This window comes from Sphingomonas pollutisoli (assembly GCF_029167165.1).
GTDB lineage: Bacteria > Pseudomonadota > Alphaproteobacteria > Sphingomonadales > Sphingomonadaceae > Sphingomonas > Sphingomonas pollutisoli.
On sequence record NZ_JARFNJ010000001.1, the window covers coordinates 106,388 to 132,547 of the forward strand.

Consider the following 26,160-nt stretch of genomic DNA (forward strand, 5'->3'; position numbering starts at 1 on the left):
GCGGAACTGTGAAGATCGGCGATGGGCGCAATCTTGGTCCCTCTCGGCCGGCGGTGACCGCCACGTCGTTTCGCGACCGAGCTTGCTTGCGCCAGCCGCCTTCGCCACTGAGCGCTCAGGCGCAATATTCGTTTATGGGTTGGGAAACATCGGGTGAGCATGGGCAGCAAGGCATTCTGGCGCGTCACCAAGGCCACCCGAATGAGCGTGCTCATCGATGCCGACGAGTATTTCAAGAATGCGCGGCTCGCGATGCTGCAGGCGAAGCGCCGGATCATGTTGATCGGCTGGGACTTCGACGCGCGCATCCACCTGGTCGGAACGAGGGGGGAATCGGACGAGCCAGTCGCGGTGGGCGATTTCATCTATTGGCTCGTCGAGCGGAACCCCGACCTCGAAATCTTCCTGCTGCGCTGGGATGTGGGTGCGCTCAAGACGCTCGTCCGGGGTTCGAACATCGTCACCCTCGCGCGGTGGATGCGGCATCCGCGAATTCACACGAAGCTCGACGGCGTCCACCCGACCGGCGGCTCGCACCACCAGAAGATCGTCGTGATCGACGACTGCCTCGCCTTCTGCGGTGGAATCGACATGACGAGCGAGCGGTGGGACACGCGGCGGCATCGTGATGTCGAGCCTCGCCGGGTCGTCCCGAACGGCAAACAGTATAAACCCTGGCATGACGCGACGACGGCGTTGCAGGGGCCGGTCGCGGCGGCGCTCGGCGAGCTGGCGCGCGACCGCTGGGAGCGCGCGAGCGGCGAGGCGCTCACCCCGGTCGATGCGCTCACGGATTGCTGGCCCGAGGGCCTGCCTGTGGGGTTCAAGGACGTCGAGGTCGGGATCGCGCGAACCTCTCCCGAGATGCCGGATTGCCCGGGAATCCGCGAGATCGAGACTCTGTTCGTGGAGCAGATCGCCTCTGCTAAAGTCTCGATATACGCGGAAAGCCAATATTTCGCGTCGCGCCGCATCGCCGAGGCGATCGCCGCGAGGCTGGCGGAACCGCACGGCCCGGAGATCGTGATCGTCAATCCGCAGCAGGCCGAAGGCTGGCTCGAGCCGGTGGCGATGGACACCGCGCGTGCCCGCCTGGTGGTCGCGCTGAAGCGGCGCGACGCGCATGCCCGTCTGCGGCTCTACCACCCATTCACGGCCAAGGGTGCGCCGATCTATGTCCATGCGAAGGTGATGATCGTCGATGGGCGCACCCTGCGCATCGGATCGGCGAATATGAACATTCGCTCGATGGGTCTGGATACCGAGTGCGACGTGACCATCAATGCCGGGGACGAAGGCGCCGACGCCATTCGCGCGATCCGGGATGGCCTGATCGCGGAGCATCTCGGCCTGCCCGTCGAAAGAGTCGCGGCACAGATCGACGCGCAAGGTTCCCTCATCGGCACGATCGAGGCATTGCGCGGCAACGGCCGGTCGCTTCGGCCTTATGAAGTCCCCGATCTCAGCACGGTCGAGGCGTGGCTCGCCGACAATGAGGTGCTCGATCCCGAAAGCCCTTCCGAGATGTTCGAATTAACTGCCAAGCGCGGCCTTTTTCGCCGCCTTCGTCATCCCTTCGGTTGACGCGGAAGCCTGCCCGCCGGTTTCGCTGACCGGCCAAAGCCGCGCCTGTCCCCTGCCACACACCTGGCCATTATTGCATGTGCCGGAATAATGAAGTGCAGTCGCGGATCGTTCTCAACGGATCACGATAGACGCACAATGGCCCTGCGGATCGGGACTGGCCCGAACCCTATCGCAGGATATCGTCATGAAGCTGTATCATCATCCCCTTTCGGGTCACGCGCATCGCGCCGCGCTGTTCGCCTCGCTGCTTGGCATTCCCCACGATTTGGTCGAGGTCGATATGGCGGCCGGCGCGCACAAGCGTCCGGAATTTCTCGCGCTCAATCCGTTCGGTCAGGTGCCGGTCCTCGAGGATGACGGCGTCGTGATCGCGGATTCGAACGCGATCCTCGTCTACCTTGCCAAGAAGACCGGCCGTACCGACTGGCTGCCGGAAGAGCCCCAGGCCGCTGCAGCGGGACAGCGTTGGCTGTCGGTCGCGGCCGGGGAGGTCGCCTACGGCCCCGCAGCGGCGCGGCTCATCACGGTGTTCGGTGCCAAGTTCAACGCGGACGAGGTGATCGGCCGCGCGCACACGCTGCTCGGCCGTCTCGAAGCCCATCTGAAAGACACCGACTGGCTGGCCGGCGCGCAGCCGACGATCGCCGATGTCGCGATCTACAGCTACGTCGCGCGTGCGCCGGAGGGCAATGTCGATCTCTCGGGCTATCCGAATGTGAATGCATTCCTGCGTCGGGTCGAAGCCCTCCCCAGCTTCCGGCCCTTCATGCAAACCCCGATCGGCCTGGCGGCATAATCCTGCCGCCGACAGCGGGCGCGCCGCCGGTGCGCCCGCCGGCCCCGAACATGAGGCGCGAGAATGATGACGGCGAACCTGACAAAGCTTCCGGTTTGGCATGAGGGCGAGCGCCTCATCCAGGAGAGGCTCGGCGTGGCCGAGCGCATGGCCTCGGTCGGGCAGCGGGTCATCCGGGACTATATGCCCGATCAGCACCGCGAGTTCTACGCGCAGCTCCCGTTCATCGTGGTGGGCAGTGTCGACGAGGCAGGTGCCCCGTGGGCGACGATCCTCGAGGGACGTTCGGGGTTCATCACCTCCCCCGATTCCGCTGCGCTCGAGATCCATGCCAGCGCGGACCCGGCCGATCCCGCCGCGCCGGGGCTGCGGTCGGGCAAGCCGATCGGGCTGCTCGGCATCGAAATGCACACGCGCCGGCGGAATCGCCTGAACGGCGTGATCGGCGAGGCCGAACACGGCGTTCGGGTCGATGTCGAACAGAGTTTCGGCAATTGCCCGCGCTACATCCAGCTTCGCGATGTCAGCTACGCGCGCGATGTTGGCATTCCCTATGACGGCGAGAGCGAGGCGCTGGCCGGACTCGATTCCTCAGCGCGGGCCATGATCGGGGGCGCGGATTCGTTTTTCGTCGCCTCCTATGCCGATCGCGGCGATCGCCGGCAGGCCGACGTCTCCCACCGCGGCGGAAGGGCCGGGTTCGTCCGCGTCGCCGAAGATGGCACGCTCACCATCCCCGATTTCGATGGCAATCTGTTCTTCAACACGCTTGGTAACATCGTCCTCACTGGCAGGGCCGGGTTGCTCTTCGTCGATTACGCGACGGGCGACATGCTGCAAATGACGGGCACGGCCGCAGTGATCTTCGACAGACCCGAGATCGCCGCGTTCCAGGGCGCGGAGCGGCTCTGGACGTTCGAGCCGCAAACGATCGTGCGTCGGCGCGGCGCGCTCGCCTTGCGCTGGACCATGCAGCGCGAACCCTGGTCGCCGAGTTCGCTCTTGACCGGTGATTGGAACGAGGCCGCCAGCCGCCTCCGCGCCGCCGAGCTATCGTCCTGGTGGCGCCCGTTCACTGTGACGAAGATTGTCGACGAGAGCAGCACGATCCGCTCCTTTCACCTTCAGCCCGACGACGGCGCGGGGCTGCTGCCCCACCGGGCGGGACAGCATCTCCCGATCCGGCTGACGCTTCCCGGAGCGGACAAGCCCATCATCCGCAATTACACGCTTTCCTCCGCCCCGTCCGACGGGATCTATCGCATCAGCGTCAAGCGCGCGGGCGCGGCCTCGCGGTATCTCCATGAGACGATGCGGGTCGGCGACGTGATCGAGGCGCGCGCACCCGCCGGCGATTTCACCATCGATTCGCGCGAGACGCGCCCCGCCGTCTTGCTGGCGGGCGGGGTAGGCATCACGCCGATGCTCGCGATGCTGCGCCACATCGTCTATGAAGGTGTGCGCAAACAGCGGGTTCGCCCGACCTACCTGTTCCATGCCGCGCGCACGAAGGCGGAGCGTCCGTTCGGTCCCGAACTGGCCGAGCTGGTCGAGACGTCTTTCAATGCGGTGAAGGTCATCCGGGTGCTGAGCGATCCAACGGGTGCGGTCGAAGGCGATGATTACGACGCGCTTGGCCGGATCGACATGGCGCTCCTCACCCGCGTGCTCCCTTTCGACGATTATGATTTCTACCTCTGCGGGCCGCCGGCCTTCACCCAGGCGCTCTATGATGGCCTGCGCGCCCTGAACATCGCCGACGCGCGCATCCATGCCGAAGCCTTCGGGCCGTCGTCCCTGATACGCTCGTCGGGCATCGAGGCTAGCGCTCAAGCGCCGCTGCGGCCCGCCGCGACGAAGCCCGTGCCGGTCGCTTTCATGGCATCCGCCAAGGAGGCGCGGTGGACGCCGGCGTCCGGAACGCTCCTGGACCTTGCCGAGGCGCGTGGCCTGTCGCCGGAGTTTAGTTGCCGGGAAGGCACGTGCGGAACCTGCAAGACGAAGCTGCTGCGCGGGGCCGTCACCCACATCCGGCAGCCGGGCGTCAGCCTGGCCGATGATGAGGTGCTGATCTGCAGCGCAGTGCCCGCTGAACAGCCGTCGGCCGAGGAGGACCGGATTCACCTCGATCTGTGAACGCACTCGGCCAGCGAACGGCAGTTTGCATCCACCAAGTGAAACGATCCCTTCCGGCTTTTCGACATTCATCGCCGCCCGGTGAGGCGCCATCTTCCCCTTAGCGAAGACGTCCCGTCTTCCAGGAGTTCGATACCATGTCCGTGATCCCGACCCCCGCCACGATCGACGACGCTCCCGAGGCATCGCGCCCGATCCTCGAAGCCGTCCAGAAGCAGCTCGGCACCGTGCCGAACCTCTTCCGGCTCGTCTCCGCCAGCCCGGCCGCGCTCAATGCGCTCGCTGGTCTTCAAGGTGCGCTCGGCAAGGGCAAGCTCTCCCTCGCGACGCGTGAGCGTCTGGCGCTGACGATGGCCGAAGCGAATGGCTGCGATTATTGCCTGTCGGCACACACCTACACCGGCGCCCGCTTCGCCAAGCTCGATGACGCCGAGATCACCGCCGCGCGTGCCGGCACGTCCAGCGATCCCAAGGCCGCCGCCGCGGTGGCATTCGCCCGAGCGCTGACCGCCGCGCGCGGTTCGGTCGCGCCGGCCGAGGTCGAGACGGTCCGCGCCGCCGGCTACTCGGACGCCGAAATCCTCGAGATCATCGCGCACGTCGCGCTCAACACCTTCACCAATTACGTCAACGAGGCGCTCGGCACCGAGATCGACTTCCCCCGCGTCGATCGCCTCGCGGCATGACCTACGGTGGGCGGCCGACCGCCCATCCCGGCCGCCCGCCCCACCGATCCCGACACACGCCCCCGACCACAGGAGATTAGCATGAGCCGTCCCCCTCTCCCTCCGTTCACCCGCGAGAGCGCCATCGAGAAGGTGCGCCTGGCCGAAGATGGCTGGAACAGCCGCGACCCGGCCAAGGTGGCGCTCGCCTACACGACCGATACACGCTGGCGTAACCGCGTGGAGTTCGCGACCAACCGCGAGGAAGCGCAGGCGTTTCTCGCCCGCAAGTGGAACAGGGAGCTCGAATACCGGCTCATCAAGGAGCTGTGGGCTTTCACCGACAACCGCATCGCCGTCCGCTACGCCTACGAATATCGTGACGACAGCGGCCAGTGGTTCCGCGCCTATGGCAACGAGAATTGGGAATTCGCCGAGGATGGGCTGATGGCGCACCGCCATGCCAGCATCAACGAGCATCCGATCCGGGAAGAGGATCGCAAGTTCCGCTGGCCGCTCGGCCGCCGCCCCGACGACCATCCCAGTCTGAGCGACTTCGGCTTCTAGCCGGTCTGGGGGTGCGCTGTAGCGCACCCGTCGCGCGGGGATCTGACCGATACGAATGTTCACCCTCGATGCGCCGGCCCGCTTGTCCATCGCAATGGCGCTGACGGGCAATCGCGGCGATCCCGCCCTGATGCGGCGCCAGGATGAGGAAGCGGCCCAATTCGGCATGTCCGGTGCCGAGATCGACGCGGCGCGGGCCGGGCGCAGCTTCGACCTGCGCAGGGCGCGGGTGCTGCGGCTGGCGCTGGCGGTGAAGGGCGAAGAGCGAGCAGACGCGCGAAGGCTCGCCATCCAGGCGGGGATCGACAGTCAGGTCTGCCGTGAGATCGAAACCATCGCCAAGGCCCATCTCCCGCCCACCTCCATCGTCGGCACCGTTCTTGATCCATATCCGAAGCCTGTTCGGCCGAGCGGGCTTGGACAATCCCCGACCCGATTATTACGCTGACCTGATAGGCATGGTCGGCCGCGGATGCGGATACTCTGACGGTCAAAGCGAACGGGGGCCAGATGGATCGGTGGCAGGCGATGCGGATATTCGTGAAGGTGGCGGAGACCGAAAGCTTCGCGGAGACCGCGCGCGCGATGCACATGAGCGCCCCGGCCGTCACCCGCGCCGTCGCCGCGCTCGAGGATCTGATCGGCGCGCGTCTGTTCGTCCGCACGACGCGCTCGGTCAAGATGACCGAGGCGGGCGCGCGCTATTTCGAGGACTGTCGCCGCATCCTGTTCGATATCGCCGAGGCCGAAGCGGCCGCGGCCGGCTCCTACGCCACGCCCGCGGGCACCATCGCCGTCACCGCTTCGGCCATGTTCGGGCAGATGTACGTGCTGCCGATCGTCACCGAATATCTCGACGCTTACCCGACGATGGGCGCCCGCACCTTCTTCGTCGATCGGCCGGTCAACATCGTCGAGGAGGGCATCGACGTGGCGATCAGGATCGGCCGCCTCCCGGATTCCGGTTTCAGCGCGATCAAGGTCGGCACCGTCCGGCGGGTCGTCTGCGGCGCCCCGGCCTATTTCAACAAGCATGGCGTGCCCACGACCCCTGCCGAGTTGAAGCGGCACCGCATCGCAGCATCGACGAGCGCCTGGGCGTCACCGGAGTGGCGCTTCGCCAACGATCAGCGGATCACGATCGACGCGGTCCTGCAAACCAACACGAACGAGGCCGCGATCGCGTCGGCCAAGGCCGGCTGGGGCCTGACCCGGGTGCTGCACTATCAGATCGGCCCGGCGCTGGTCGCGGGGGACCTCCAGATCGTGCTCGCCGATTATGAGGAGCCGGCGCTCCCCATCCACGTCATGCATCCGGAGGGCCGCCACGCTCCCGCCAAGGTGCGCGCCTTCGTCGACATGGCCGTATCGAGGCTGCGGAAAAACCGGCTGCTGAACTGACGCGGATGGCGTGACGGCGCCGCTCTGAGCGTGCCGCTTGCGGACTCGACGATCTACGAGATGGAGCAGCGGGGCGAATTCCCGCGGCGCTTCGCGCTTACGAGCCGTGTAGTGGTGTGGGATCTTGATGAGGTCGAAGCGTGGCTCGCTGTTCGTCGCAACGAGACTCATAGCCGCGCACCCAATCCGAACGTGCGGTTGCGGAAGACCCGTCCGGTTTGCAGCTCCCGTCGAGCGTCATAGCTTGCCATGCGAAAGGTGGGCGTCCGAGTTCCCGATACACTGGACATCCCTGATGGCTTCGCGAGGCGCGCTTACCACGCTCGCGGAGCAGTCCCCATTTTCGTCGCGACAGCCAGTTCAATCTCATGAGATCATCGCGCGACAGCGCGCCGGCGTGAGCGAGCGGGCGCATCAGTTCATCGACCATAGCGGCCAGAAAATGCACCTCAGCGCGCTCACTTCCAGTGTCTTCGCCGGCGTCGTTGATCTCAGATGTCATGTCTTGCCCTCCCGGGTGACCAAGAGGGGCATTGGACAGGATCGTCGATTGTCGTGCAACCACCCTTGCAGCGTTCAGAGTGCGGGATCGAGGGTAACCGGCAGCGTCGCTACAGCGGCGACATTGGGGCTTCGGGTTTCGCCGATGACCCATGCATCGACGGTGTCCGACCATTCCTGCATCATGTGGCGACGCTGCGTCTCGTACTCGGCCTTGTTGTAGACGCCCCGAGACGAACGGCCATCCTCGTGCGCAAGGCACTTTTCGACCCAGTCGCTGTTAAAGCCCATCTCGTTCAGCAAGGTCGATCCGGTCCGCCGCAGATCGTGAACAGTGAACGGCTCCAGTGGAAGCCCTTCACGCATCGCACGCTCTGTCACCGCGTAGGTGATCCGGTTGAAGGTCGCTTTCGACATGTGGGCGTCCGCGTCGTACCGGGACGGGAACACGTATCGGGAGTTCCCGGCGCAGGTCTTCAACGCGATGAAGATGTCATACACCTGGCGGGACAGGTAGACGTTATGCGCCTTGGAGCGCTTCATGCGCTCCTTCGGGATCGTCCAGACCGCATTCTCGAAATCGACTTCATCCCAGGTCGCTTCCAGCAGTTCGGATTTGCGGACGAGGGTGAGAAGGTACAGACGGATACCGAGCCGAAGCGTCGGTGTCGTGGCGACATGCTCTAGTTGATTGAGCATGATCCGAATCTCCTTCGGCGAAAGCGCCCTGTCCCTCGGGACGAAGTGCGCAATCGAACTCGGGCCGACCTCCGCCGCGGGGTTGGCGACCTTCTCGCCATGGACGATAGCGAAAGCGTAGATCAGTTTCAGGATGTCGCGGACATGCACGGCCGTGGCGGGCGCGCCGCGCGCGACGATCTTGGCGCAGTGTGCCCGGAGGTCGCCAGGCGTGATCTCCGTCAGGAGCCGGTTCCGCCAAACGACCAGGTCGGGATCGTAGACCCCTTTGCGCATCGCTCTCGTGCTCTCGGCCATCGGCGTCTTCTCGAACCATTGCTGAGCGAATTCGTCGAAGGTCTTGGCCTGCTTCAGACGGATCTTCTCGCGCTGCTTCTCGATCGCCAGCGACACGCCTTCCCGGATTTTGCGCTTCGCATCGATGCACATTTCCCGGGCGACAGCGAGCGAGAGGTGGCCGTGTCCGTAGCGGCCGAACTGGATGGTCTCCCGGCGGCCGTTAAGCCGGTAGTCCAGACGGAAGGTCAGAACGCCGCCGACGGACATGTGGACGTAGAGGCCGTAACCGTCGGTGACCTTGTATGGTTTTTCTTTCGGTTTCAGAGACTTAAGAGCAACATCCGTCAGCATCGCAAAATTCCGCTACCAAAATACCGTCACGTGGTTTTGACGGGTTCAGTGACCATATTTTGCTTATTCTTCAGGAACTTATCCCGAAAAAAATACCGTCACGAGCCCGATGCCCCTGACGGTATTTACGTTTCGGCCTAACGGCAATTGCACCACGTACCGTCAATCAGGCCATCACGTAAAAGCGTTGGCCACTGATAGACTGCGACGATCAATCGGCAATTGTGTTGTTTATTCAGATACTTAGGATCGTACTAGATCGTAGAGATAGAAGGGTTTGGCGGGGCCAAATCACTCCCACTCGATCGTACCGGGCGGCTTGCTCGTATAGTCGTAGGTCACGCGGTTAACCCCGCGCACCTCGTTGACGATGCGGGTGGAGACGCGCGCGAGGAAGCCGCCGGGGAATTCGAACGCCTGCGCGGTCATGCCGTCGGTCGACGTGACCGCGCGGAGCGCCAGGACGTTGTCATAGGTGCGGCCGTCGCCCATCACGCCCACGCTGCGGACCGGCAGCAGCACCGCGAACGCCTGCCAGATCGCGTCGTACAGACCTGCGGTGCGAATCTCTTCGAGATAGATCGCATCGGCCTTGCGCAGAATGTCGCAACGCTCCTTGGTGACCTCGCCGGGGATCCGGATGGCGAGGCCGGGACCGGGAAACGGATGACGACCGACGAACGCCTCGGGCAGACCCAGCTCGCGGCCCAGTACACGCACCTCGTCCTTGAACAATTCGCGCAGCGGCTCGACGAGCTGCATGTTCATCCGCTCGGGGAGGCCGCCGACATTGTGGTGGCTCTTGATCGTCACCGACGGGCCGCCGGTGAAGCTCACGCTCTCGATCACGTCCGGATAAAGCGTGCCCTGGGCGAGAAAATCGGTCCCCCCCACCTTCTTCGCCTCGGCCTCGAACAGATCGATGAACGCCGCGCCGATGAACTTGCGCTTCTTCTCGGGGTCGGTGACGCCCGCGAGTCCTTCAAGGAAGGTCGCCTCGGCGTTCACATGGACGAGCGGGATGTTGTAGGAGTTGCGGAACAGGCTGACGACCTGATCGGCCTCGCCGCTGCGCATCAGCCCGTGATCGACGAACACGCAGGTGAGCTGGTCGCCGATCGCCTCGTGGATCAGCACCGCCGCCACCGCCGAATCGACACCGCCCGACAGGCCGCAGATCACCCGGCCCTTGCCGACCTGCTTGCGAATTTCGGCGATCTTGGCGGCGCGGAATTCGGCCATCGTCCATTCACCCGCGAGACCGCAGACGTGGCGGACGAAATTGGCGAGGAACTTGGCGCCGTCGGGCGTGTGGACCACCTCGGGGTGGAACTGCGTGGCATAATAACGCCGCGCATCGTCGGCGACGACCGCATAGGGCGAGCCCGGGCTGACCGCGACGGGGCGGAACCCCGGCGCAAGTTCGATCACCTTGTCGCCGTGGCTCATCCACACCTGATGACGCTCTTGCGGAGCCCACAAGCCATCGAACAGCACGCATTCGTCTTGAATCTCGATGAAGGCCTGCCCGAACTCGCCCGACTCGCCCAGCACGACCTGCCCGCCGAGCTGCTGCATCATCACCTGTTGCCCATAACAGATGCCGAGCACCGGAACCCCGCTCTCGAACACCACCGGCGGCACGCGCGGGCTGCCGTCATCGAGCACCGAGGCGGGGCTTCCCGACAGGATCACGCCGCGCGGCCGAAGGCGGGCGAACGCCTCGGCGGCGGTCGTGAACGGCGCGATCTCGCTATAGACGCCCGCCTCGCGCACGCGCCGCGCGATGAGTTGCGTCACCTGGCTGCCGAAATCGACGATCAGGATCGAATCAGTGGGATGTGTCATGCCGAGCCGATACCGGCTCGGGCCCGATCGCGCCAGCCTGTGCCGTTCCCGGAGGGACTGTAACAAAAAACCATTTCACATATCTGACGCATTTGTGTCATCATTCTGTAACATCGCAAAAACGCGGTGATATGGAAGGATGATCTCATGGCTAAGATGATTGCTCTGGCATTGCTTGTCGCCGCGCCGCTGTCGGCTCCGGCAGTGGCCGCCCCCGCCGGTTCCGGCTCCGTCTCGACGCTGGAAGCCGTTACCCTCGTGAACCCGAACGATGGCGGTACCGCGATCGAACTCGCGCAGGCCTATCTGCGCGCCGACCGCCCCGGCGAGGCGATGACGGCGTACCGCCGCGCGCTCACGCTCGACAATGTGATGCTCGAAACGCGCTTCGGCGATGCCGTATGGTCGCACACGGTCGCGCGCCAGGCGCTCAAGCACGAGACGGCGCTCTCCGCGCGGTGACATGATCGGCAGGGGCGCCGTGGCGCCCCTGCTCGTCCTCACGACTCGTTTGGCTCCGCGATCACGTCGAGCGGCCGAGCGCCCCGCGCCTTGAGATCGGCCAACAGGGTCCGCATCGCCCAACCCGTGGCGCGCGCGATCTGCGCACCATCAAGCCCCCATTGATCGCGCATTTCCAACCACAGCGTCGTATGCAGCGCCTGGAGCATCGCCGTCGCGAGCAGCCGATCCTCCGCGGGCAACTCGCGCACCGCGTCGGCGGCGGCGGCGCGATATTTCTCCACACGCAGCGCGCGTTGCGACAATCGCATCGCCCGCCCTTGCGGCGTGCTGCGCACAACCGTGGCGAGCGGGGCGATCGCGTCGAACCCGGTATGGATCGCGTGGAGCGCCTCGGTCAGGTCCGCCTCGCTCTCCGGGAAAGCGACGCGCGGACCGGCGCGGGTCCGCACCGCCTCGTTCGCCGATTGCATCAGCGATTCGCGGTCCGGGAAATACCGATAGACCGTCCGCCGGCTGATCGCGGTTCTTTCGGCGACGCGGTCATGCGAAATGTCGGTGCCGCCCTCGGCAAGCAGGTCGATCACCGCATCGACAATGCGGTCTCGCACACGGATTTTCGCGACTTCACGCCGTCCAGGCACCCGCGGATCGATATCGGCCATCCCGCACGCGCTACAAACTGGCACGATTGGTGTCAAATTTATGTTGACACTTTTTGTGCCATATTTTAGCAGGTGCGTGACGAGAGGGGAGGTTCACGATGCTGTTCCACATGTCCATGAGCGCGAACGACCATCGCAAGGTCGCTGCCGTCATCGCCGAACTTTGGAACGGCAAGGCGTTGCCCTTCCCGCCTGTCTCGGATGACGGCTGGATCGTGCTGGCCGGCGATGATCGCGGCACCGCGATCGAGGTCTACCCCGCCGGCACGGTGCTGCGCGAACGGCCGGGCGACGCCGACGCCTATGGCGAAGCCGGCGAAGTTCGTGCCTACACGCCGACCCACGCGGCGATCGCCAGCCCGCTCGACGCCGATGCGATCCTGGCTATCGCCGCGCGCGAGGGATGGCCGGCGAAGTACCGCAAGCGCGGCGGCGCGTTTGGCGTGATCGAAATGTGGATCGAAGGGTGCCAGATGATCGAAGTGCTGGCGCCCGAGATGCAGCGGGAATATCTCGCCACGATGACGATCGCCCAATGGGAGGCGATGCTCGCCGCGGGCCCGCCGGCGCGAACCGCCACCCTGTAGGCGACGGCGGGACACGCGGCGACACCGGCCATTATCGCGCAACCGGTCAGTTCACCGGTCTGATCGCCAGCCCGGTCCATTTCGCCGCAAACGCCCATGCATCCGCCGTCTCGGCGATCACCTTGTCGGTGGGCTTGCCGCTGCCGTGGCCGGCGCGCGTCTCGATGCGGATCAGGTGCGGCTTGGGCCCGATGTCCGCCGCCTGCAACGCCGCCACATATTTGAAGCTGTGCCCCGGCACGACACGATCGTCCGTGTCGGCGGTTTCCGCCAGGATCGCGGGATAGTCCCGGCCGCCCTTGATATTGTGGTATGGCGAATAGGCGTAGAGCGTACGGAAATCGGCTTCCTTCGCGGGATAGCCGTAGTCATCGACCCAATAACGCCCAGCCGTGAACCGGTCGAAGCGCAGCATGTCCATCACCCCGACCGCCGGCAGCGCCGCCGCGAACAGATCGGGCCGCTGGTTGGTGACCGCACCGACCAGCAGGCCGCCGTTCGATCCGCCCTGAATGGCGAGACCGTCCTTGGACGTGATCCCCTGCGCCTTGAGATCCTCCCCCGCCGCGATGAAATCGTCGAACACGTTCTGCTTGTTGGCGAGCCGGCCGCCGTCGTGCCACGCCTTGCCATATTCGCCGCCGCCGCGAATGTTCGCCACCGCGAGCACCCCGCCCTGCTCCAGCCACGCGATCCGCGTCGCCGAAAAGGCCGGCGTCACCGAGATGTTGAACCCGCCATACGCATACAGCAGCGTCGGCGCCGGCCCGCGCACATCCTTGCGGCGCACGATGAACATCGGCACCCTGGTGCCATCCTTCGAGGCGTAGAAGCGCTGTTCCACAGCATAGGCGGTGGGATCGAAAGCGACCTTGGGTTGCGCCCACACGGTCGATGTGTCGGTCTTGACGTCGTAGCGGTAGATCGTGGTCGGCGTGGCGAAGCTGGTGAACGCATAGAAGGCCTCGCTGTCGGCCTGGGTGCCGCTGCCGCCCACCACCGCGCCGATCCCCGGCAGCGCGACCTTGCCTTCGGGCGTACCGTCGAGGCCGTAACGGCGCACCTCGGATTTCACATCGACCAGATAGTCGGCGACGATCTTGCCGCCGAGGATCGAAGCGCTCTCCAGCACCGCGCCGTTCTTGTCCTCCGGCACGACTTCATGGATCGGCACTTCGGCCGAGCGCGCGAACAGGTTGGTCGAGACGATCCGCAGCCGCGGCGCATCCTTGTTGGTCGCCCAATAGAGGTTCGGGCCATCATTGCCGACGAGCGTCCACTCATTCTCCAGCCCCTTGAAGATCGTGCGCGGAACAGGTTTGGCCGCGGTGAGATCGATGACGGTGATCTCGTAGCGGTTGTCGGTGCCCTCGGTGGTGGTGATGACCAGCCATTTCCCGTCTTCGGTCAGTTGCGCGCCGTGGCCGCGCTTGGGGTGATCGGGCGTCTCGTAGATCAGCCGGTCACGCTCCTGCGATGTGCCGAGAGCGTGGAAATAGACCTTCTGGTTCTCGTTGAGCGCCTGGAACTTCTCGCCCGACGGCGGGGCCGGGAAACGCGAATAATAAAACCCGGAACCGTCCTTCGCCCATGCGAGGCCGGAGAATTTCACCCACTCCACCGTATCGGGCAGCACCGAGCCGCTGGCGACGTCGAGGATCTTGAGCGTCCGCCAGTCGGTGCCGCCATCCTGCACGCCGTAGAGCAGCTTGCCGCCATCCTCCGATGGCACCCATTCGGAAAGCGCGGTCGCGCCGTCCTTCGACCATGTGTTCGGATCGAGCAAGACGCGCCCCGCGCCGGTCAGGCTGTCGCGGACATAGAGTACCGCTTGATTCTGAAGGCCGGCATTGCGCGTGTAGAAATAATGGCCGCCTTTCTTCACGGGGACGCCGAACCGTTCGTAATCGAGCAAGGTCTTGAGCCGCTCTGCGAGGATGTCGCGGCCGGGCAGCGTCGCGAGATAGGCGTTGGTCGCCGCGGTCTGCGCATCGACCCATGCCTTCACCTTCGCGTCGGTACGCACGTCGTTCTCGAGCCAGCGATACGGATCGGCGACCTTGACCCCGAACTGTTCATCGACCTGATCGACACGGGGGCTGGCGGGATAGGTCATGGTCGGGGCCTTGCTGGTCTGGGCGATAACGGGGGCGGAAAGAACAAGCGCGATCAACGGCATAACGATGCGCATCGGGCACTCCAGATACGAAAAAGGAGCCGCACCCTAGCAGGTGCGACTCCTTTCTCAACTCGGTCTCAAACCGTTCGGTTTACGCGGCTTCGTAATCCTCGTCCGTCATCACCGGGCCCGAATCCTGCCCCTTGGCCGAGACGTCGCGATCAACGAACTCGATGATCGCCATCGGCGACGCGTCCGAAGCGCGGATGCCGGCCTTGATGATGCGGGTGTAGCCGCCGTTGCGATCCGAGTAGCGATCGGCGAGCACGTCGAACAGCTTCACCAGCATCGCATCGTCGAGCAGACGGGCATGCGCGAGACGGCGGTTCGACAGGCCACCCTTCTTGGCGAGCGTGATGAGCTTCTCGACGTAAGGGCGCAGTTCCTTCGCCTTGGCGACGGTGGTGGTGATCTGCTCGTGCTTGATGAGCGCGGCCGACATGTTGCGGAACAGCGCGATGCGGTGGGCCGAGGTCCGCTGAAGCTTACGGCCGCCTACACGGTGACGCATGGGTATATCCTTTTCGTTCGTTAAGGGGCCGTGTGAGGTACCCCAGACCTGGTGGCCGTAAGGCCGCCACCACCGCCATGTTCCCCCGCGAAGGCGGGGGTCCAGTCCTGCCAAACATCGCCGCGGCAAAGCCGCGTCGTCGGACGGGCTGGCGCCCGCCGGCCGAGCCTGCCGATTGATCCGGGATTAAGCGAGCTTAATCCCGGACGGCAGGCTCAGCCCATAATCTCCTGCTCGAGCTTCTTCGCCATCTCTTCGATGTTCTCGGGCGGCCAGCCGGGGATTTCCATGCCCAGGCGGAGACCCATCGAAGACAGCACTTCCTTGATCTCGTTGAGCGACTTGCGGCCGAAGTTCGGCGTGCGCAGCATCTCGGCTTCGGTCTTCTGGACCAGATCGCCGATGTAGATGATGTTGTCGTTCTTGAGGCAGTTGGCCGAACGAACCGAGAGTTCGAGCTCGTCGACCTTCTTGAGCAGGTAGCGGTTGATCTGCTGGGTATCGCCCGACACCTCGCTCGCCGCCGCCGGCGCCGCGACGCCGATCGGTGCAGACCGCGTCATCGCCGAATCGTCGAAGTGGACGAACAGCGCCAACTGGTCCTGCAGGATGCGACCGGCATAGCCGACCGCGTCCTCGGGGGTGACGGTGCCGTCGGTCTCGACCGTCAGCGTCAGCTTGTCGTAATCGAGCTCCTGCCCGACGCGGGTATTCTCGACCTTGTACGAGACCTGCCGCACCGGCGAGTACAGGGCATCGACCGGGATGAGGCCGATCGGCGCATCGGCAGGACGGTTGGCGACCGCCGCGACATAGCCCTTACCGACATCGGCGGTGAGTTCCATGTTGAGCGTCGCGCCATCGTCGAGATGGCACAGCACCAGCTTGGGGTTCATCACTTCGATGTCGCCCGTCACCGCGATGTCGCCCGCCGTGACCGTGGCCGGCCCGGTCGCCGAGAGCTGGAGGCGCTTCGGCCCCTCGCCCTGCATGCGCAGCGCGATCTGCTTCACGTTGAGGACGATGTCGGTCACATCCTCGCGCACGCCAGCGAGCGACGAGAATTCGTGCAGAACGTTCTCGATCTTGATCGAGGTGACGGCGGCACCCTGCAGCGACGACAGCAGCACGCGGCGCAGCGCATTGCCGAGCGTGAGGCCGAAGCCGCGCTCGAGCGGCTCGGCGACGAAGGTCGCCTTGCGCTTGGCGTCGCCGCCCGGCTTCACTTCGAGGCCGTTGGGCTTCTTCAATTCCTGCCAGTTCTTAGCATTGACGGACACGGGCTTCCCCTTGGTTTTGGGCGGGAGCAGGAGGGCAACTCCGGCCTAGGGCGACTCGTCCGCGCCGCGTGATCAATCGCGCGCGGACGAGACGAATTCAGACGCGGCGGCGCTTCGAGGGGCGAACGCCGTTGTGCGGGATCGAGGTGACATCCCGGATCGAGGTGATCTGGAAGCCGACCGCCTGCAGCGCGCGCAGCGCCGACTCACGGCCCGAACCCGGACCCTTGACTTCGACTTCAAGCGTGCGGACGCCGTGCTCGGCCGCCTTCTTGCCGGCGTCCTCGGCGGCGACCTGGGCCGCATACGGGGTCGACTTGCGGCTGCCCTTGAAGCCCATCATGCCCGCCGACGACCACGAGATCGCATTGCCCTGGGCATCGGTGATCGTGATCATGGTGTTGTTGAAGCTGGCGTTCACATGGGCGACGCCCGAGGTGATGTTCTTCCGCTCGCGGCGCTTGATGCGCTGTGGTTCGCGTGCCATTTTTTCGTCCTGTTCCTATATCCTGAGCGGAAGGCGGCAGCGCTGAGCATGACCGCCTCCGACGTAAAAGAGGTAAAGATCGCCTAGAGCGACCTCTTACTTCTTCTTACCGGCGATCGGCTTGGCCTTGCCCTTGCGGGTGCGCGCGTTGGTATGCGTGCGCTGGCCGCGGACCGGCAGGCCCTTGCGGTGACGCAGGCCGCGATAGCAGGCGAGGTCCATCAGACGCTTGATGTTCATCGCGGTCTGGCGGCGCAGATCGCCCTCGACCGTGTGATCGGCGTCGATCGTCTCGCGGATCTGCAGCACTTCCGAATCGGTGAGATCCTGAACGCGGCGCTCCGGCGCGATGCCCAGCTTGGCGGTGATTTCCTTCGCCTTGGTATCGCCGATACCGTGGATATAGGTCAGCGCGATCACCACGCGCTTGTTGGTCGGGATGTTGACGCCCGCGATACGTGCCATGAAACTCTTTCTCCTGCTCCACAGGGTCTGCATGGCTGCACACCCCATCTCAACGCGTTGCCTGTTCCAACACGCACGATTGCGGCGCGCGCCATGAGCGCCGCCGTAGCCGGTGTGTCGGAGGGAAGCGCACGTAAGGGTTCAGCTCTACGCTGTCAAGCGAGTCGAAGCGGCGCATCGGCGCTATAATGGTACGACAATGGTGACGATCAGCCCCGGCGCATTGTCACCCAATTCGAGCCGCCCACCATGCAGCCGCGCGACCGCTTCGACCAGCGCCATCCCCAGCCCCGCACCGGGCGTGGTGCGCGCGCGGTCGAGCCGGCCAAAACGGCGGAGCGCCTGGGCGCGATCGGCCTCGGCGATGCCGGGGCCGCGATCCTCGACCTGGAAGCGCAGCCAGCCTCCCTCCGGGATCAGCCGCAACGTCACCGCCCCGCCCGCGCCGGCGTGCCGCAAGGCGTTGTCGATCAGGTTGGTGATCGCCTGCGTCATCAGCTCACGGTGCAAGACCACGCGCGCGGCCTCGCCCTCGATCGCGGTGGTAAACACCATGCCGGCATCCTCGACGACCGGCGCATACAATTCGGCGATCTCCTCGACCAGCGCGACGGGATCGACGCTGGTGAAGCGGTCGCGAGACACAGATTCCGCGCGGCTGATCTCGATCAGCGTCGTCAGCATCCGCATCACCAGATCGGTCTCCACCAGCAGCCCGCTCATCGCAGCCTCGCGCTGTTCGGGCTCGGCGTGAAGGACGGCGGCCTCCGCCTTGCTGCGCAACCGCGCGAGCGGCGAGCGCAGATCGTGCGCGAAGCCGTCGGTGACGACACGCAGTTCCGCCATCAGCCGCTCGAGCTTGTCGAGCATCGCGTTGAGCCGTGACGCCAGCCGGTCGAACGCGTCCTGCCCGCCGGCCAGCCCCTGCACCCGCCGCGTCAGATCGCCGGCGGCGACTCCTTCGATCACGTCGGACACTTCGTTGAGACGGTGGCCGACGTAGCGGGTCACGGCCAATCCGACGAGAATGCCGAGCGCGAGCGAGAGCAACGTCGCCGCCACCATCGCCTGTTCGATGCCGCGCTGTTCCTGCTCCCAATCGTCGAGCAGCCGGCCGCTGATGAGGAAATCCGGGCCGAGCCGCCGCACCGAATAGCCTGCCTCACGTTCGGACCAGGGGCGATCGCCGCCGAGCGTACCGATCCGAAAGGTGACGGGTTCGGGCGCGCCGACCAGCGCGATGTCGCGTGGGCCGACACCGATCCGCCGCTGGCCGCCGCCATCCACCACCGCGAGGATCAACGAGATATCTCCGGGCGCGCGTGCCTCCGCGATCGCCCGCGACAGCGCGGGCAGGCCACCGGAACGCCACACCGAGACCAGCGCGTCGGATTGCTCGATCGTGTCGCGCCGGAGCGCGTCGATCGAATCGTCATGGATCTGCCGCCACACGAACGCGACCAGCACGAGGTTCGAGATCAGCGCCAGCCCGATCGCCAGCAGCGCGATGCGCGCCGTGACGGTGAGGCGAAACGGGCGCTTAGCCGTCGGCAGAGAGTCGGTATCCGGCACCGCGCACGGTATGGAGGATCGGCGCGCGGAAGCCATCCTCGATCTTGCGCCGCAGCCGCCCGATGTGAACATCGACGACGTTCGAACCCGGATCGAAATGGTAGTTCCAGATCTTCTCGAGCATCATCGTGCGCGTCACCACCTGCCCCGCGTGCCGCGCCAGATATTCGAGCAGGTTGAACTCGCGCGCGCCGAGCGGGATTGCGCGCCCCTCGCGTGTGACCGTCCGCGCGAGCAGATCGATTTCCAGATCGCCGACGCTGAGCTTGGTCACCTGGTTCTTGGATACCGCGAGATCGACCCGGCGCAGCAGCGCCTCGATCCGCGCGAACAGTTCGGCGAAGGAGAAGGGTTTGCACAGATAATCGTCTGCACCCACCTTCAGCCCGTCGATACGATCATCGACGGTGGCGAGCGCGGAGAGCATCAGCACCGGCGTGCGAATCCCCGCCGCGCGGATCGCCCCGATCATCGCGAGGCCGTCGAGCCCCGGCAGCATGCGGTCGGCGATGACGAGATCGAAAATGCCCTCGCTGGCAAGGAACAGCCCGTCGCGTCCGTCGCTGGCGGTCTCGATGGAAAACCCCGCCTCACCCAGCCCCTTGGCCAGATAGGCGGCGGTACCGGCGTCATCTTCGACGATCAGGATCTTGCGGGTCATGGGCTGCGACATTCCGGACGGGCCCTTTAGCCTAGAACGGATTGAGGCCGGCGGAAAGACAACCTTCCGCCGGCCAACGGCGCCCCCGGGAGTGCGGACGCCGATCTCGAAAATCTCTTGGGCCAAGCGCATCGGCCATGCCGCCTTCCTAGCGGAGGCGCGGAAGCGATTCGGTGAAGCGAGCATGACGAAGCCGTCATATTCCAATTCGCACCGAATCGGATCAACGGCTGACCGACACGGCGGCCGGCGCGGTGTACCGCGCACGGAGGATCAGGAGAGGAAAGCTTGCGATGACAAGCGCCACGTCACTCGTTCGTCAGGTCGCGCGCCGTGCCGGGCTGTTGCCGCGCGATTACGCCTCGGCCGCCTTCGGGGTGCCGAGGCGCTGGTCCAACGCGGAACTGCGCCGCTTCGCACCTTTGTTCGAAGGCGCCGCCGTCAACGTGAGCGCCTGGGAGGACCGCGACAAGGAAGGCCGATTCTATCGCAGCTATTTCGTTTCGGCGTCGTCGTGGAGCATCACGAACTTCGGCACCGACCAGGGCGCGCTCCAGGGCGCGGACAACGAAATCTTCCTCGATCTGGAAGCGGAATTGCCGCCATCTCTCTCGCGCAAGTTCGCGACCGTGTTCAACCACACGACGCTGGAGCACATCTGGAACTTCCGACTGGCGTTCCACAATCTGTGCGCCATGTCATCGGACGTCGTCATCATCGTCCTGCCGTGGCTACAGCCTCAGCATGCCGATTACGGGGACTATTGGCGGTTCTCGCCGCAAGCGACCACGCGATTGTTCGAGGAAGAAGGCTTCGAGCCGCTGTATCTCTCATGGACGCAGACCCCGAACGCCGCGGTCTACATCTTCGCGATCGCGTCGCGACAGCACGGCAAATGGAACGCCCATTTCCCCGCGCCGCCCATCCGCTCATGCGATCCGGCGTCCCTGCTCACCACCAAGGGCGCGGCCGGCACATGCGCGTTCTGAACGCGCGCGCGCGCCGACCCAGCCGCGCTACCGGTCGAGCACACTCGCGATCTGCGCGCTCACCTCGTCGATATCGGCCATGCCGTCGACCTTCGCCACGATGCCGCGCGCCTCGTACAGCGGCAGGATCGGCAGCGTCTTGGCGCGATATTCGGCCATCCGCGTGCGCACGGTTTCCTCATTATCGTCCGGGCGGCGCTTGAACTCGGTCGAGCCGCACACGTCGCAGACGCCCGCGACGAGGGGCTGCTTGAAATGATCGTGATAGCCTGCGCCGCATTTGGCGCAGGTGTACCGCCCGACGATGCGCTCGACGAGCGCATCCTCGTTCACCTCGAGTTCGACCACGACGTCGAGCTTGCGGCCATGCCGCGCGAGAATCACATCAAGCGACTCGGCCTGCGCCGCGGTGCGCGGATAGCCGTCGAAGATCGTGCCCTGCTCGGCCGAAAGCGTGCCGAGCTTCTCGTCGATCAGCGCCGAGACGATCTCGTCGGAGACGAGCGCACCCGAATCCATCACCGCCGCGACCTGATGACCCAGGGGCGTGTCCGCCTTGCGCGCGGCGCGCAGCATGTCGCCGGTCGAGAGCTGCACCATCCCGCGCTCGGCTTCGAGCCGGCTCGCCTGCGTGCCCTTGCCCGCTCCCGGCGGCCCAAGCAGAATGATGTTCACGAGTCTCCGTCCCCTATTCTCTCTCCGCCCCGCTTAACGCAGGCGGCCGCCCTTCAGCTTCGATTTCTTGATTAGATCGCCATATTGATGCGCGAGCAAGTGGCTCTGGATCTGGGTCACCGTGTCCATCGTCACGTTGACGACGATCAGCAGGCTCGTGCCGCCCAGGTAGAAGGGGATCTGCAGCATCGAAACCAGCTCTTCGGGCAGCAGGCAGATGATCGCCAGATAGCCCGCGCCGATCACGGTGATGCGCGTCAGCACGTAATCGAAATACATCTCGGTGTTCTTGCCGGGGCGAATGCCGGGGATGAAGCCGCCGTAGCGCTTCAGATTGTCCGCCGTCTCCTCCGGATTGAACACGACCGCGGTGTAGAAGAACGAGAAGAAGATGATGCCCGCCCCGTAGAGGAGCATGTACACCGGCGAACCGTGTTGGAGATACTGGTTGAGCGTCAGGATGACGTCGCTCCACCAGCTATTGCCCTCCACCCGCTTGCCCGCGAACTGCATGATCGTCAGCGGCATCAGCAGCAGCGACGAGGCGAAGATCGGCGGGATCACGCCGGCGGTGTTGATCTTGAGCGGCAGATGGCTGCGATCGGCCTGCATGCCGCGCTGGGTCTGGCGCTTGGGATATTGGATCAGGATGCGGCGCTGGGCGCGCTCCATGAAGCAGATGAACAGGACGAGGCCGACGACGGCGACGATGATGCCCACGATCCGGAAACCGTCGAGATTGCCCGAACGGCCGCCCTCGAACAGATTGTAGAGCGTCGTCGGGAGGTTCGCGACGATGCCGGCCATGATGATGAGCGACATGCCGTTGCCGATGCCGCGGCTGGTGATCTGCTCACCGATCCACATCAGGAACATCGTGCCGCCGATCAGCGAGATGACGGCGGCGATGCGGAACATCATGCCGGGATCGACCACCGCCTGGACGCCCTGGTTGGCGCCGAGCGTCTCGAGGCCGACCGCGATGAAATAGCCCTGCACCGCCGTGAGCGCGACCGTGCCGTAGCGGGTATATTGGTTGAGGCGCTTGCGCCCGCTCTCGCCTTCCTTCTTAATCGCGGCCAGCGTCGGCGACAGCGAGGTGGCGAGCTGGATCACGATCGAGGCGGTGATGTAGGGCATCACGCCGAGCGCGGTCAGGCTCATCCGCTTGAGCGAGCCGCCCGAGAAGGCGTTGAAGAAATCGAGCACGCCCCCGCTCGTCGATTGCGAGAGCTGGCTGAGCGCGGTCGGGTCGATGCCGGGCAGCGGCACATAGCTGAGCAGCCGGAACACGATCAGCGCGCCGATCGTGAACCACAGGCGCTTCTTGAGATCGGTCGCCTGTGCGAATTTCGACAGGCTGATGCTGGATGCCATCTGGTCGGCTGCGGATGCCATGCTGGAAATCGTCCCGAACTACGGTCTAGGAAACAAAAGCGGCGGAAAGCGTTTAACCGCCCCGCCGCTCATATAGTCATGCGTTTGGGGTTGCCTAGCGCCATTGTGCCGCCGCGCCCGGCGGGGACGCCGCAGCCCGCTCCAGATTTCGCTGGAGCGGGCCGGCGGATCACGCCTTGAACGACGCCTTGTGCGCCTTGCGCTCGGCGTACTTGACGCCCTTCTTCGCGGCAGCCTTTTCGGCGGCGGGGACGACCGCGATCACCGAAACCGAGCCGCCCGCCTTCTCGACCGCCTCGATCGCGCCCTTCGAGGCGCCGGCGACGGTGAAGGTCAGCTTCGCGGTCAGTTCGCCCTTACCCAGCAGACGGACGCCGTCCTTGCCGCCGCGTGCGAGGCCAGCGGCCTTGAGCGACTCGTGATCGAGCGCTGCGCCAGCGGCGATCTTGCCGGCATCCACCGCCTTCTGGATCGCGCCCAGGTTCACCTCGGCATAATCCTTGGCGAAGATGTTGTTGAAGCCACGCTTCGGCAGCCGCATGTGGAGCGGCATCTGGCCACCCTCGAAGCCGGCGATGCTGACGCCCTCGCGGCTCTTCTGACCCTTCTGGCCGCGCCCGGCGGTCTTGCCCTTGCCGGAACCGATACCACGGCCGACACGCATTTTGGACTTACGGGCGCCCGCGTTGTCGCGGATTTCGTTCAACTTCATGGGATGCACTCGCTTTCGCTTTTGTCGCGCTGATGGATTGGAAGGCGGAGCGTCTAACGAGACGCTCCACCCTTGTCACGCTGATTCTGGGCCACGAAGAACGCCGCGGCCTCACATAGAAAGGGCCGCCACGCCGGTGACGGCCCTTTCCTGTTGTCGACGCCGAGCGAAGCTTACGCTTCGATCTTCACCATGTGCGCGACCTTGCGGATCATGCCCCGAACCTCGGGGGTGTCCTCCAGCTCGCGCGTGCGGTGCATCTTGTTGAGGCCGAGACCGATCAGCGTCGCGCGCTGGTCCTTCTCGCGGCGGATCGGCGAACCGGTCTGCGTGATCTTGATGGTTGCCATGTGTCTTACTCCACCACGGCCGCGGCGTCAGCCTCGGCGGTCTGCGAGCCGCCACGGCCCAGCAGATCGGCGATCTTCTTGCCACGACGCTGCGCGACCGCCTTGGGGCTGGTCTGCGAGGTCAGCGCCTCGAAGGTCGCGCGGATCATGTTGTACGGGTTCGACGTGCCCACCGACTTCGTCACCACGTCGGCGACGCCGAGCGATTCGAAGACGGCGCGCATCGGGCCACCCGCGATGATGCCGGTGCCCTGCGGCGCCGAGCGCAGCGTGACGAGACCGGCACCGAAATGGCCGTTGCCGTCATGATGCAGCGTGCGGCCTTCCTTGAGCGGAACGCGGACCATCGCCTTCTTGGCAGCAGCCGTCGCCTTGGAAATGGCTTCCGGCACTTCGCGCGCCTTGCCATGCCCGAAGCCGACCCGGCCCTTGCCGTCGCCGACAACGACCAGCGCCGCGAAGCCGAAGCGCTTGCCGCCCTTCACCGTCTTCGAGACGCGGTTGATGTGGACCAGCTTTTCGATCAGCTCTTCGCCGCCGTCGTCAGCACCCGGACCACCACGGCCACGGTTGTCGCGACCGCCGCGATTGTCGCGACCGCCACGGTTGTTGCTGCCGCCCGGGCCGCCACGACCACGGCCGCCACGCGGACCACGGTTCTGCGGCGCTTCGGCGGTGCCGGCCTCGGCCGGAGCGCCTTCCTGCGACTGGATTTCGTTGGTGTCGGCCATTCTTAAAACTCCAATCCGGCTTCACGCGCGGCAGTCGCCAGCGCCTTGACGCGACCGTGGAACAGGAAGCCGCCGCGATCGAACACGACCTGCGTCACGCCAGCGGCCTTCGCCGCCTCGGCCACGCGCGTGCCGACCGCCGTCGCCGCGTCGATGTTGGCGCCGGACGTGCCGCGCACGTCCTTCTCCAGCGTCGAGGCCGAAGCGATGGTGCGGCCTTCCGCATCGTCGATCACCTGCGCATAGATGTGCTTGCCCGAGCGATGCACCGAAAGGCGCGGCCGGCCTCCGCTGCGCGCACGCAGCGCGGAACGGTTGCGGCGACGCCGCTTCTCGAAGAGAGACATACCCTTGGTCGACATTACTTCTTTTTCCCTTCCTTGCGGAAGATGAACTCGCCGTCGTACTTGATGCCCTTGCCCTTGTACGGCTCGGGCTTACGCCAGCGGCGGACTTCTGCGGCGAGCTGACCGACCTTCTGCTTGTCGGCGCCCGAGATCTCGACCGTCGTGTTGTCCGGGGTCTTGACCTCAAGACCTTCCGGCACGTCGATGTTGACGTCGTGGCTGTAGCCGAGCTTCAGGTTGAGCACCTTGCCCTGCGCGGCGGCGCGGTAGCCCACGCCGTTGATCAGCAGCTTCTTGGTGAAGCCCGTCGTCACGCCGGTGATGAGGTTCTGCACCATCGTGCGCTGCATGCCCCAGAAGGCACGCGCAGCCTTGCTGTCATTGGCCGGCTGCACCGAAATGCCGCCATCCTCGAGCGTGTAGGTGATCTCTTCACGCAGCGAGAGGCTCAGGGTGCCTTTCGGCCCCTTCACGTTCAGCTTGCCGCCGTCGATCGTCGCGGTGACACCGCTCGGGATCGCGACCGGCTTTTTACCGATGCGGCTCATCAGAATACCTCCGCCAGCACTTCGCCGCCGACGTTCTGCTCGCGCGCTTCCGCGTCGGAGAGAACGCCCTTCGGCGTCGAAACGATCGTGATGCCGAGGCCGTTCATGACGCGCGGCAGTTCGGTAGACCCCGAATAGACGCGGCGGCCGGGCTTCGAGACGCGCGCGACGTGCTTGATCGCGGGCTGGCCCTCGAAATACTTCAGCTCGATGCGGATGCCCGCAGCCGGGCCCATCTGCTCTTCGCTGTAGCCACGGATGTAGCCCTCGCGCTGGAGCACGTCGAGCACGCGGACACGCAGCTTGGAGCCCGGCGTCAGGACCGAGTCCTTGCGCGCGCGCTGGCCGTTGCGGATGCGGGTGAGCATATCACCCAGGGGATCGGTCAATGCCATCTCGTGATCCTTACCAGCTCGACTTCGTGACGCCCGGGATCATGCCCTTGTTGGCCAGATCACGAAGCTGCACGCGGCAGAGGCGGAACTTGCGGTAGTAAGCGCGGGGACGACCCGTCAGCTCGCACCGGTTGCGAATGCGCGTCGGATTGCCGTTGCGCGGAATCTCAGCCATCTTGAGGCGCGCGATCATACGCTCGCCATCGTCGAGCGTCGCGTCGGCGGCGATCGCCTTGAGCTTCGCGTAGCGGCCGGCGTACTTCTTGACGAGCAGCTTGCGACGCTCGTTCTTGTTGATCGAACTCAGCTTTGCCAT

At 65.3% G+C, this 26,160-nt stretch carries 30 protein-coding genes; 10 read left to right on the plus strand and 20 right to left on the minus strand.

Translation table 11 applies throughout. From position 1 onward, the window contains the following. The first annotated feature begins 201 nt into the window (after positions 1-201). The 7 genes from PX554_RS00460 to PX554_RS00490 all read left to right on the plus strand — a co-directional run bounded on the left by PX554_RS00460 (position 202) and on the right by PX554_RS00490 (position 7,152). A complete protein-coding gene (locus tag PX554_RS00460; protein ID WP_275498014.1) occupies positions 202-1,584 on the plus strand; it encodes a phospholipase D-like domain-containing protein in 1,383 nt (460 codons plus the stop codon). A 187-nt stretch (positions 1,585-1,771) separates the two neighbouring features. Beyond that, the gene (locus PX554_RS00465) at positions 1,772-2,383 is read left to right on the plus strand and encodes a glutathione S-transferase family protein (RefSeq protein ID WP_275498016.1); all 612 of its coding nucleotides are present in this window, start codon (positions 1,772-1,774) and stop codon (positions 2,381-2,383) included. Positions 2,384-2,449: 66 nt separating this feature from the next. Further along, the gene (locus tag PX554_RS00470) at positions 2,450-4,519 is read left to right on the plus strand and encodes a 2Fe-2S iron-sulfur cluster-binding protein (protein ID WP_275498018.1); all 2,070 of its coding nucleotides are present in this window, start codon (positions 2,450-2,452) and stop codon (positions 4,517-4,519) included. Positions 4,520-4,656: 137 nt separating this feature from the next. Further along, positions 4,657-5,205 carry a carboxymuconolactone decarboxylase family protein gene (locus PX554_RS00475; protein WP_275498020.1) on the plus strand — a complete coding sequence of 183 codons (549 nt, stop codon included), beginning with the start codon at positions 4,657-4,659 and terminating at the stop codon, positions 5,203-5,205. Between the two features lie 81 nt (positions 5,206-5,286). Beyond that, positions 5,287-5,751, plus strand: a complete 465-nt coding sequence (locus PX554_RS00480) for a nuclear transport factor 2 family protein (RefSeq protein ID WP_275498022.1) — start codon at positions 5,287-5,289, stop codon at positions 5,749-5,751. Positions 5,752-5,806: 55 nt separating this feature from the next. Continuing rightward, positions 5,807-6,199 carry a hypothetical protein gene (locus tag PX554_RS00485; protein WP_275498024.1) on the plus strand — a complete coding sequence of 131 codons (393 nt, stop codon included), beginning with the start codon at positions 5,807-5,809 and terminating at the stop codon, positions 6,197-6,199. 62 nt (positions 6,200-6,261) lie between these two features. Continuing rightward, a complete protein-coding gene (locus PX554_RS00490; RefSeq protein WP_093222906.1) occupies positions 6,262-7,152 on the plus strand; it encodes a LysR family transcriptional regulator in 891 nt (296 codons plus the stop codon). A 97-nt stretch (positions 7,153-7,249) separates the two neighbouring features. On the opposite strand, the gene PX554_RS26750 is transcribed toward PX554_RS00490, so the two are convergent. From PX554_RS26750 to guaA, 3 genes are all read right to left on the minus strand, one after another. Beyond that, a complete protein-coding gene (locus tag PX554_RS26750; RefSeq protein ID WP_476712847.1) occupies positions 7,250-7,654 on the minus strand; it encodes a hypothetical protein in 405 nt (134 codons plus the stop codon). Between the two features lie 74 nt (positions 7,655-7,728). Continuing rightward, entirely contained in the window at positions 7,729-8,982 is a 1,254-nt protein-coding gene (locus tag PX554_RS00500) for a tyrosine-type recombinase/integrase (protein ID WP_275498027.1), read from the minus strand. Between the two features lie 291 nt (positions 8,983-9,273). Continuing rightward, positions 9,274-10,830, minus strand: coding sequence for a glutamine-hydrolyzing GMP synthase (guaA, locus tag PX554_RS00505; RefSeq protein ID WP_275498029.1), 1,557 nt, complete (start codon positions 10,828-10,830; stop codon positions 9,274-9,276). Between the two features lie 147 nt (positions 10,831-10,977). Between guaA and PX554_RS00510 the strand changes: the two genes are divergently transcribed. After that, positions 10,978-11,292 carry a tetratricopeptide repeat protein gene (locus PX554_RS00510; RefSeq protein WP_256326345.1) on the plus strand — a complete coding sequence of 105 codons (315 nt, stop codon included), beginning with the start codon at positions 10,978-10,980 and terminating at the stop codon, positions 11,290-11,292. Between the two features lie 38 nt (positions 11,293-11,330). On the opposite strand, the gene PX554_RS00515 is transcribed toward PX554_RS00510, so the two are convergent. Further along, positions 11,331-11,903, minus strand: a complete 573-nt coding sequence (locus PX554_RS00515; protein ID WP_256326346.1) for a TetR/AcrR family transcriptional regulator — start codon at positions 11,901-11,903, stop codon at positions 11,331-11,333. 152 nt (positions 11,904-12,055) lie between these two features. Here PX554_RS00515 and PX554_RS00520 point away from each other — a divergent pair, with 152 nt between their 5' ends. Beyond that, positions 12,056-12,544, plus strand: coding sequence for a hypothetical protein (locus PX554_RS00520; protein ID WP_093226318.1), 489 nt, complete (start codon positions 12,056-12,058; stop codon positions 12,542-12,544). 46 nt (positions 12,545-12,590) lie between these two features. Here the strand turns inward: PX554_RS00520 and PX554_RS00525 are convergent, their stop codons facing one another. From PX554_RS00525 to PX554_RS00555, 7 genes are all read right to left on the minus strand, one after another. Then, positions 12,591-14,735, minus strand: coding sequence for a prolyl oligopeptidase family serine peptidase (locus PX554_RS00525; protein ID WP_275498036.1), 2,145 nt, complete (start codon positions 14,733-14,735; stop codon positions 12,591-12,593). Between the two features lie 79 nt (positions 14,736-14,814). Next, complete coding sequence (gene rplQ / locus PX554_RS00530; protein WP_275498038.1) at positions 14,815-15,234, minus strand: 50S ribosomal protein L17; 420 nt, start codon at positions 15,232-15,234, stop codon at positions 14,815-14,817. A gap of 215 nt (positions 15,235-15,449) precedes the next feature. Further along, a complete protein-coding gene (locus PX554_RS00535; RefSeq protein WP_093226322.1) occupies positions 15,450-16,514 on the minus strand; it encodes a DNA-directed RNA polymerase subunit alpha in 1,065 nt (354 codons plus the stop codon). A 97-nt stretch (positions 16,515-16,611) separates the two neighbouring features. After that, entirely contained in the window at positions 16,612-17,001 is a 390-nt protein-coding gene (rpsK, locus tag PX554_RS00540) for a 30S ribosomal protein S11 (RefSeq protein WP_034161671.1), read from the minus strand. Positions 17,002-17,097: 96 nt separating this feature from the next. Next, on the minus strand, positions 17,098-17,466 hold the full coding sequence (rpsM, locus tag PX554_RS00545) for a 30S ribosomal protein S13 (RefSeq protein WP_093226324.1): 369 nt from the start codon (positions 17,464-17,466) through the stop codon (positions 17,098-17,100). 183 nt (positions 17,467-17,649) lie between these two features. After that, positions 17,650-19,038 (minus strand): sensor histidine kinase, encoded by a 1,389-nt coding sequence (locus tag PX554_RS00550; protein WP_275498050.1) that lies wholly within the window; start codon positions 19,036-19,038, stop codon positions 17,650-17,652. Beyond that, positions 19,007-19,699, minus strand: coding sequence for a winged helix-turn-helix domain-containing protein (locus PX554_RS00555; RefSeq protein ID WP_275498052.1), 693 nt, complete (start codon positions 19,697-19,699; stop codon positions 19,007-19,009). The genes PX554_RS00550 and PX554_RS00555 overlap by 32 nt, the downstream gene beginning before the upstream one ends. A gap of 293 nt (positions 19,700-19,992) precedes the next feature. On the opposite strand from PX554_RS00555, the gene PX554_RS00560 reads away from it, so the two are divergent. Further along, positions 19,993-20,688 (plus strand): hypothetical protein, encoded by a 696-nt coding sequence (locus PX554_RS00560; RefSeq protein ID WP_093226327.1) that lies wholly within the window; start codon positions 19,993-19,995, stop codon positions 20,686-20,688. Positions 20,689-20,715: 27 nt separating this feature from the next. Here the strand turns inward: PX554_RS00560 and PX554_RS00565 are convergent, their stop codons facing one another. The 9 genes from PX554_RS00565 to rpsN form a co-directional block, all read right to left on the minus strand. Continuing rightward, positions 20,716-21,363: an adenylate kinase gene (locus PX554_RS00565; protein WP_093226328.1), complete on the minus strand. Its 648-nt coding sequence runs from the start codon at positions 21,361-21,363 to the stop codon at positions 20,716-20,718. 33 nt (positions 21,364-21,396) lie between these two features. After that, positions 21,397-22,761, minus strand: a complete 1,365-nt coding sequence (gene secY / locus PX554_RS00570; RefSeq protein ID WP_093226330.1) for a preprotein translocase subunit SecY — start codon at positions 22,759-22,761, stop codon at positions 21,397-21,399. A gap of 169 nt (positions 22,762-22,930) precedes the next feature. Beyond that, positions 22,931-23,473 carry a 50S ribosomal protein L15 gene (rplO, locus tag PX554_RS00575; protein ID WP_093226332.1) on the minus strand — a complete coding sequence of 181 codons (543 nt, stop codon included), beginning with the start codon at positions 23,471-23,473 and terminating at the stop codon, positions 22,931-22,933. A 173-nt stretch (positions 23,474-23,646) separates the two neighbouring features. Continuing rightward, positions 23,647-23,823, minus strand: a complete 177-nt coding sequence (gene rpmD, locus PX554_RS00580) for a 50S ribosomal protein L30 (RefSeq protein WP_093226333.1) — start codon at positions 23,821-23,823, stop codon at positions 23,647-23,649. A gap of 5 nt (positions 23,824-23,828) precedes the next feature. Continuing rightward, positions 23,829-24,554: a 30S ribosomal protein S5 gene (gene rpsE / locus PX554_RS00585; RefSeq protein WP_275498057.1), complete on the minus strand. Its 726-nt coding sequence runs from the start codon at positions 24,552-24,554 to the stop codon at positions 23,829-23,831. A 2-nt stretch (positions 24,555-24,556) separates the two neighbouring features. Further along, positions 24,557-24,916, minus strand: coding sequence for a 50S ribosomal protein L18 (gene rplR / locus PX554_RS00590; protein ID WP_093226336.1), 360 nt, complete (start codon positions 24,914-24,916; stop codon positions 24,557-24,559). Then, on the minus strand, positions 24,916-25,449 hold the full coding sequence (gene rplF / locus PX554_RS00595; protein WP_093226338.1) for a 50S ribosomal protein L6: 534 nt from the start codon (positions 25,447-25,449) through the stop codon (positions 24,916-24,918). Before rplF ends, rplR begins: the two co-directional genes overlap by 1 nt. Then, positions 25,449-25,844 (minus strand): 30S ribosomal protein S8, encoded by a 396-nt coding sequence (rpsH, locus tag PX554_RS00600; protein ID WP_069206798.1) that lies wholly within the window; start codon positions 25,842-25,844, stop codon positions 25,449-25,451. The genes rplF and rpsH overlap by 1 nt, the downstream gene beginning before the upstream one ends. 10 nt (positions 25,845-25,854) lie before the next feature. After that, positions 25,855-26,160, minus strand: a complete 306-nt coding sequence (gene rpsN / locus PX554_RS00605; protein ID WP_093226339.1) for a 30S ribosomal protein S14 — start codon at positions 26,158-26,160, stop codon at positions 25,855-25,857.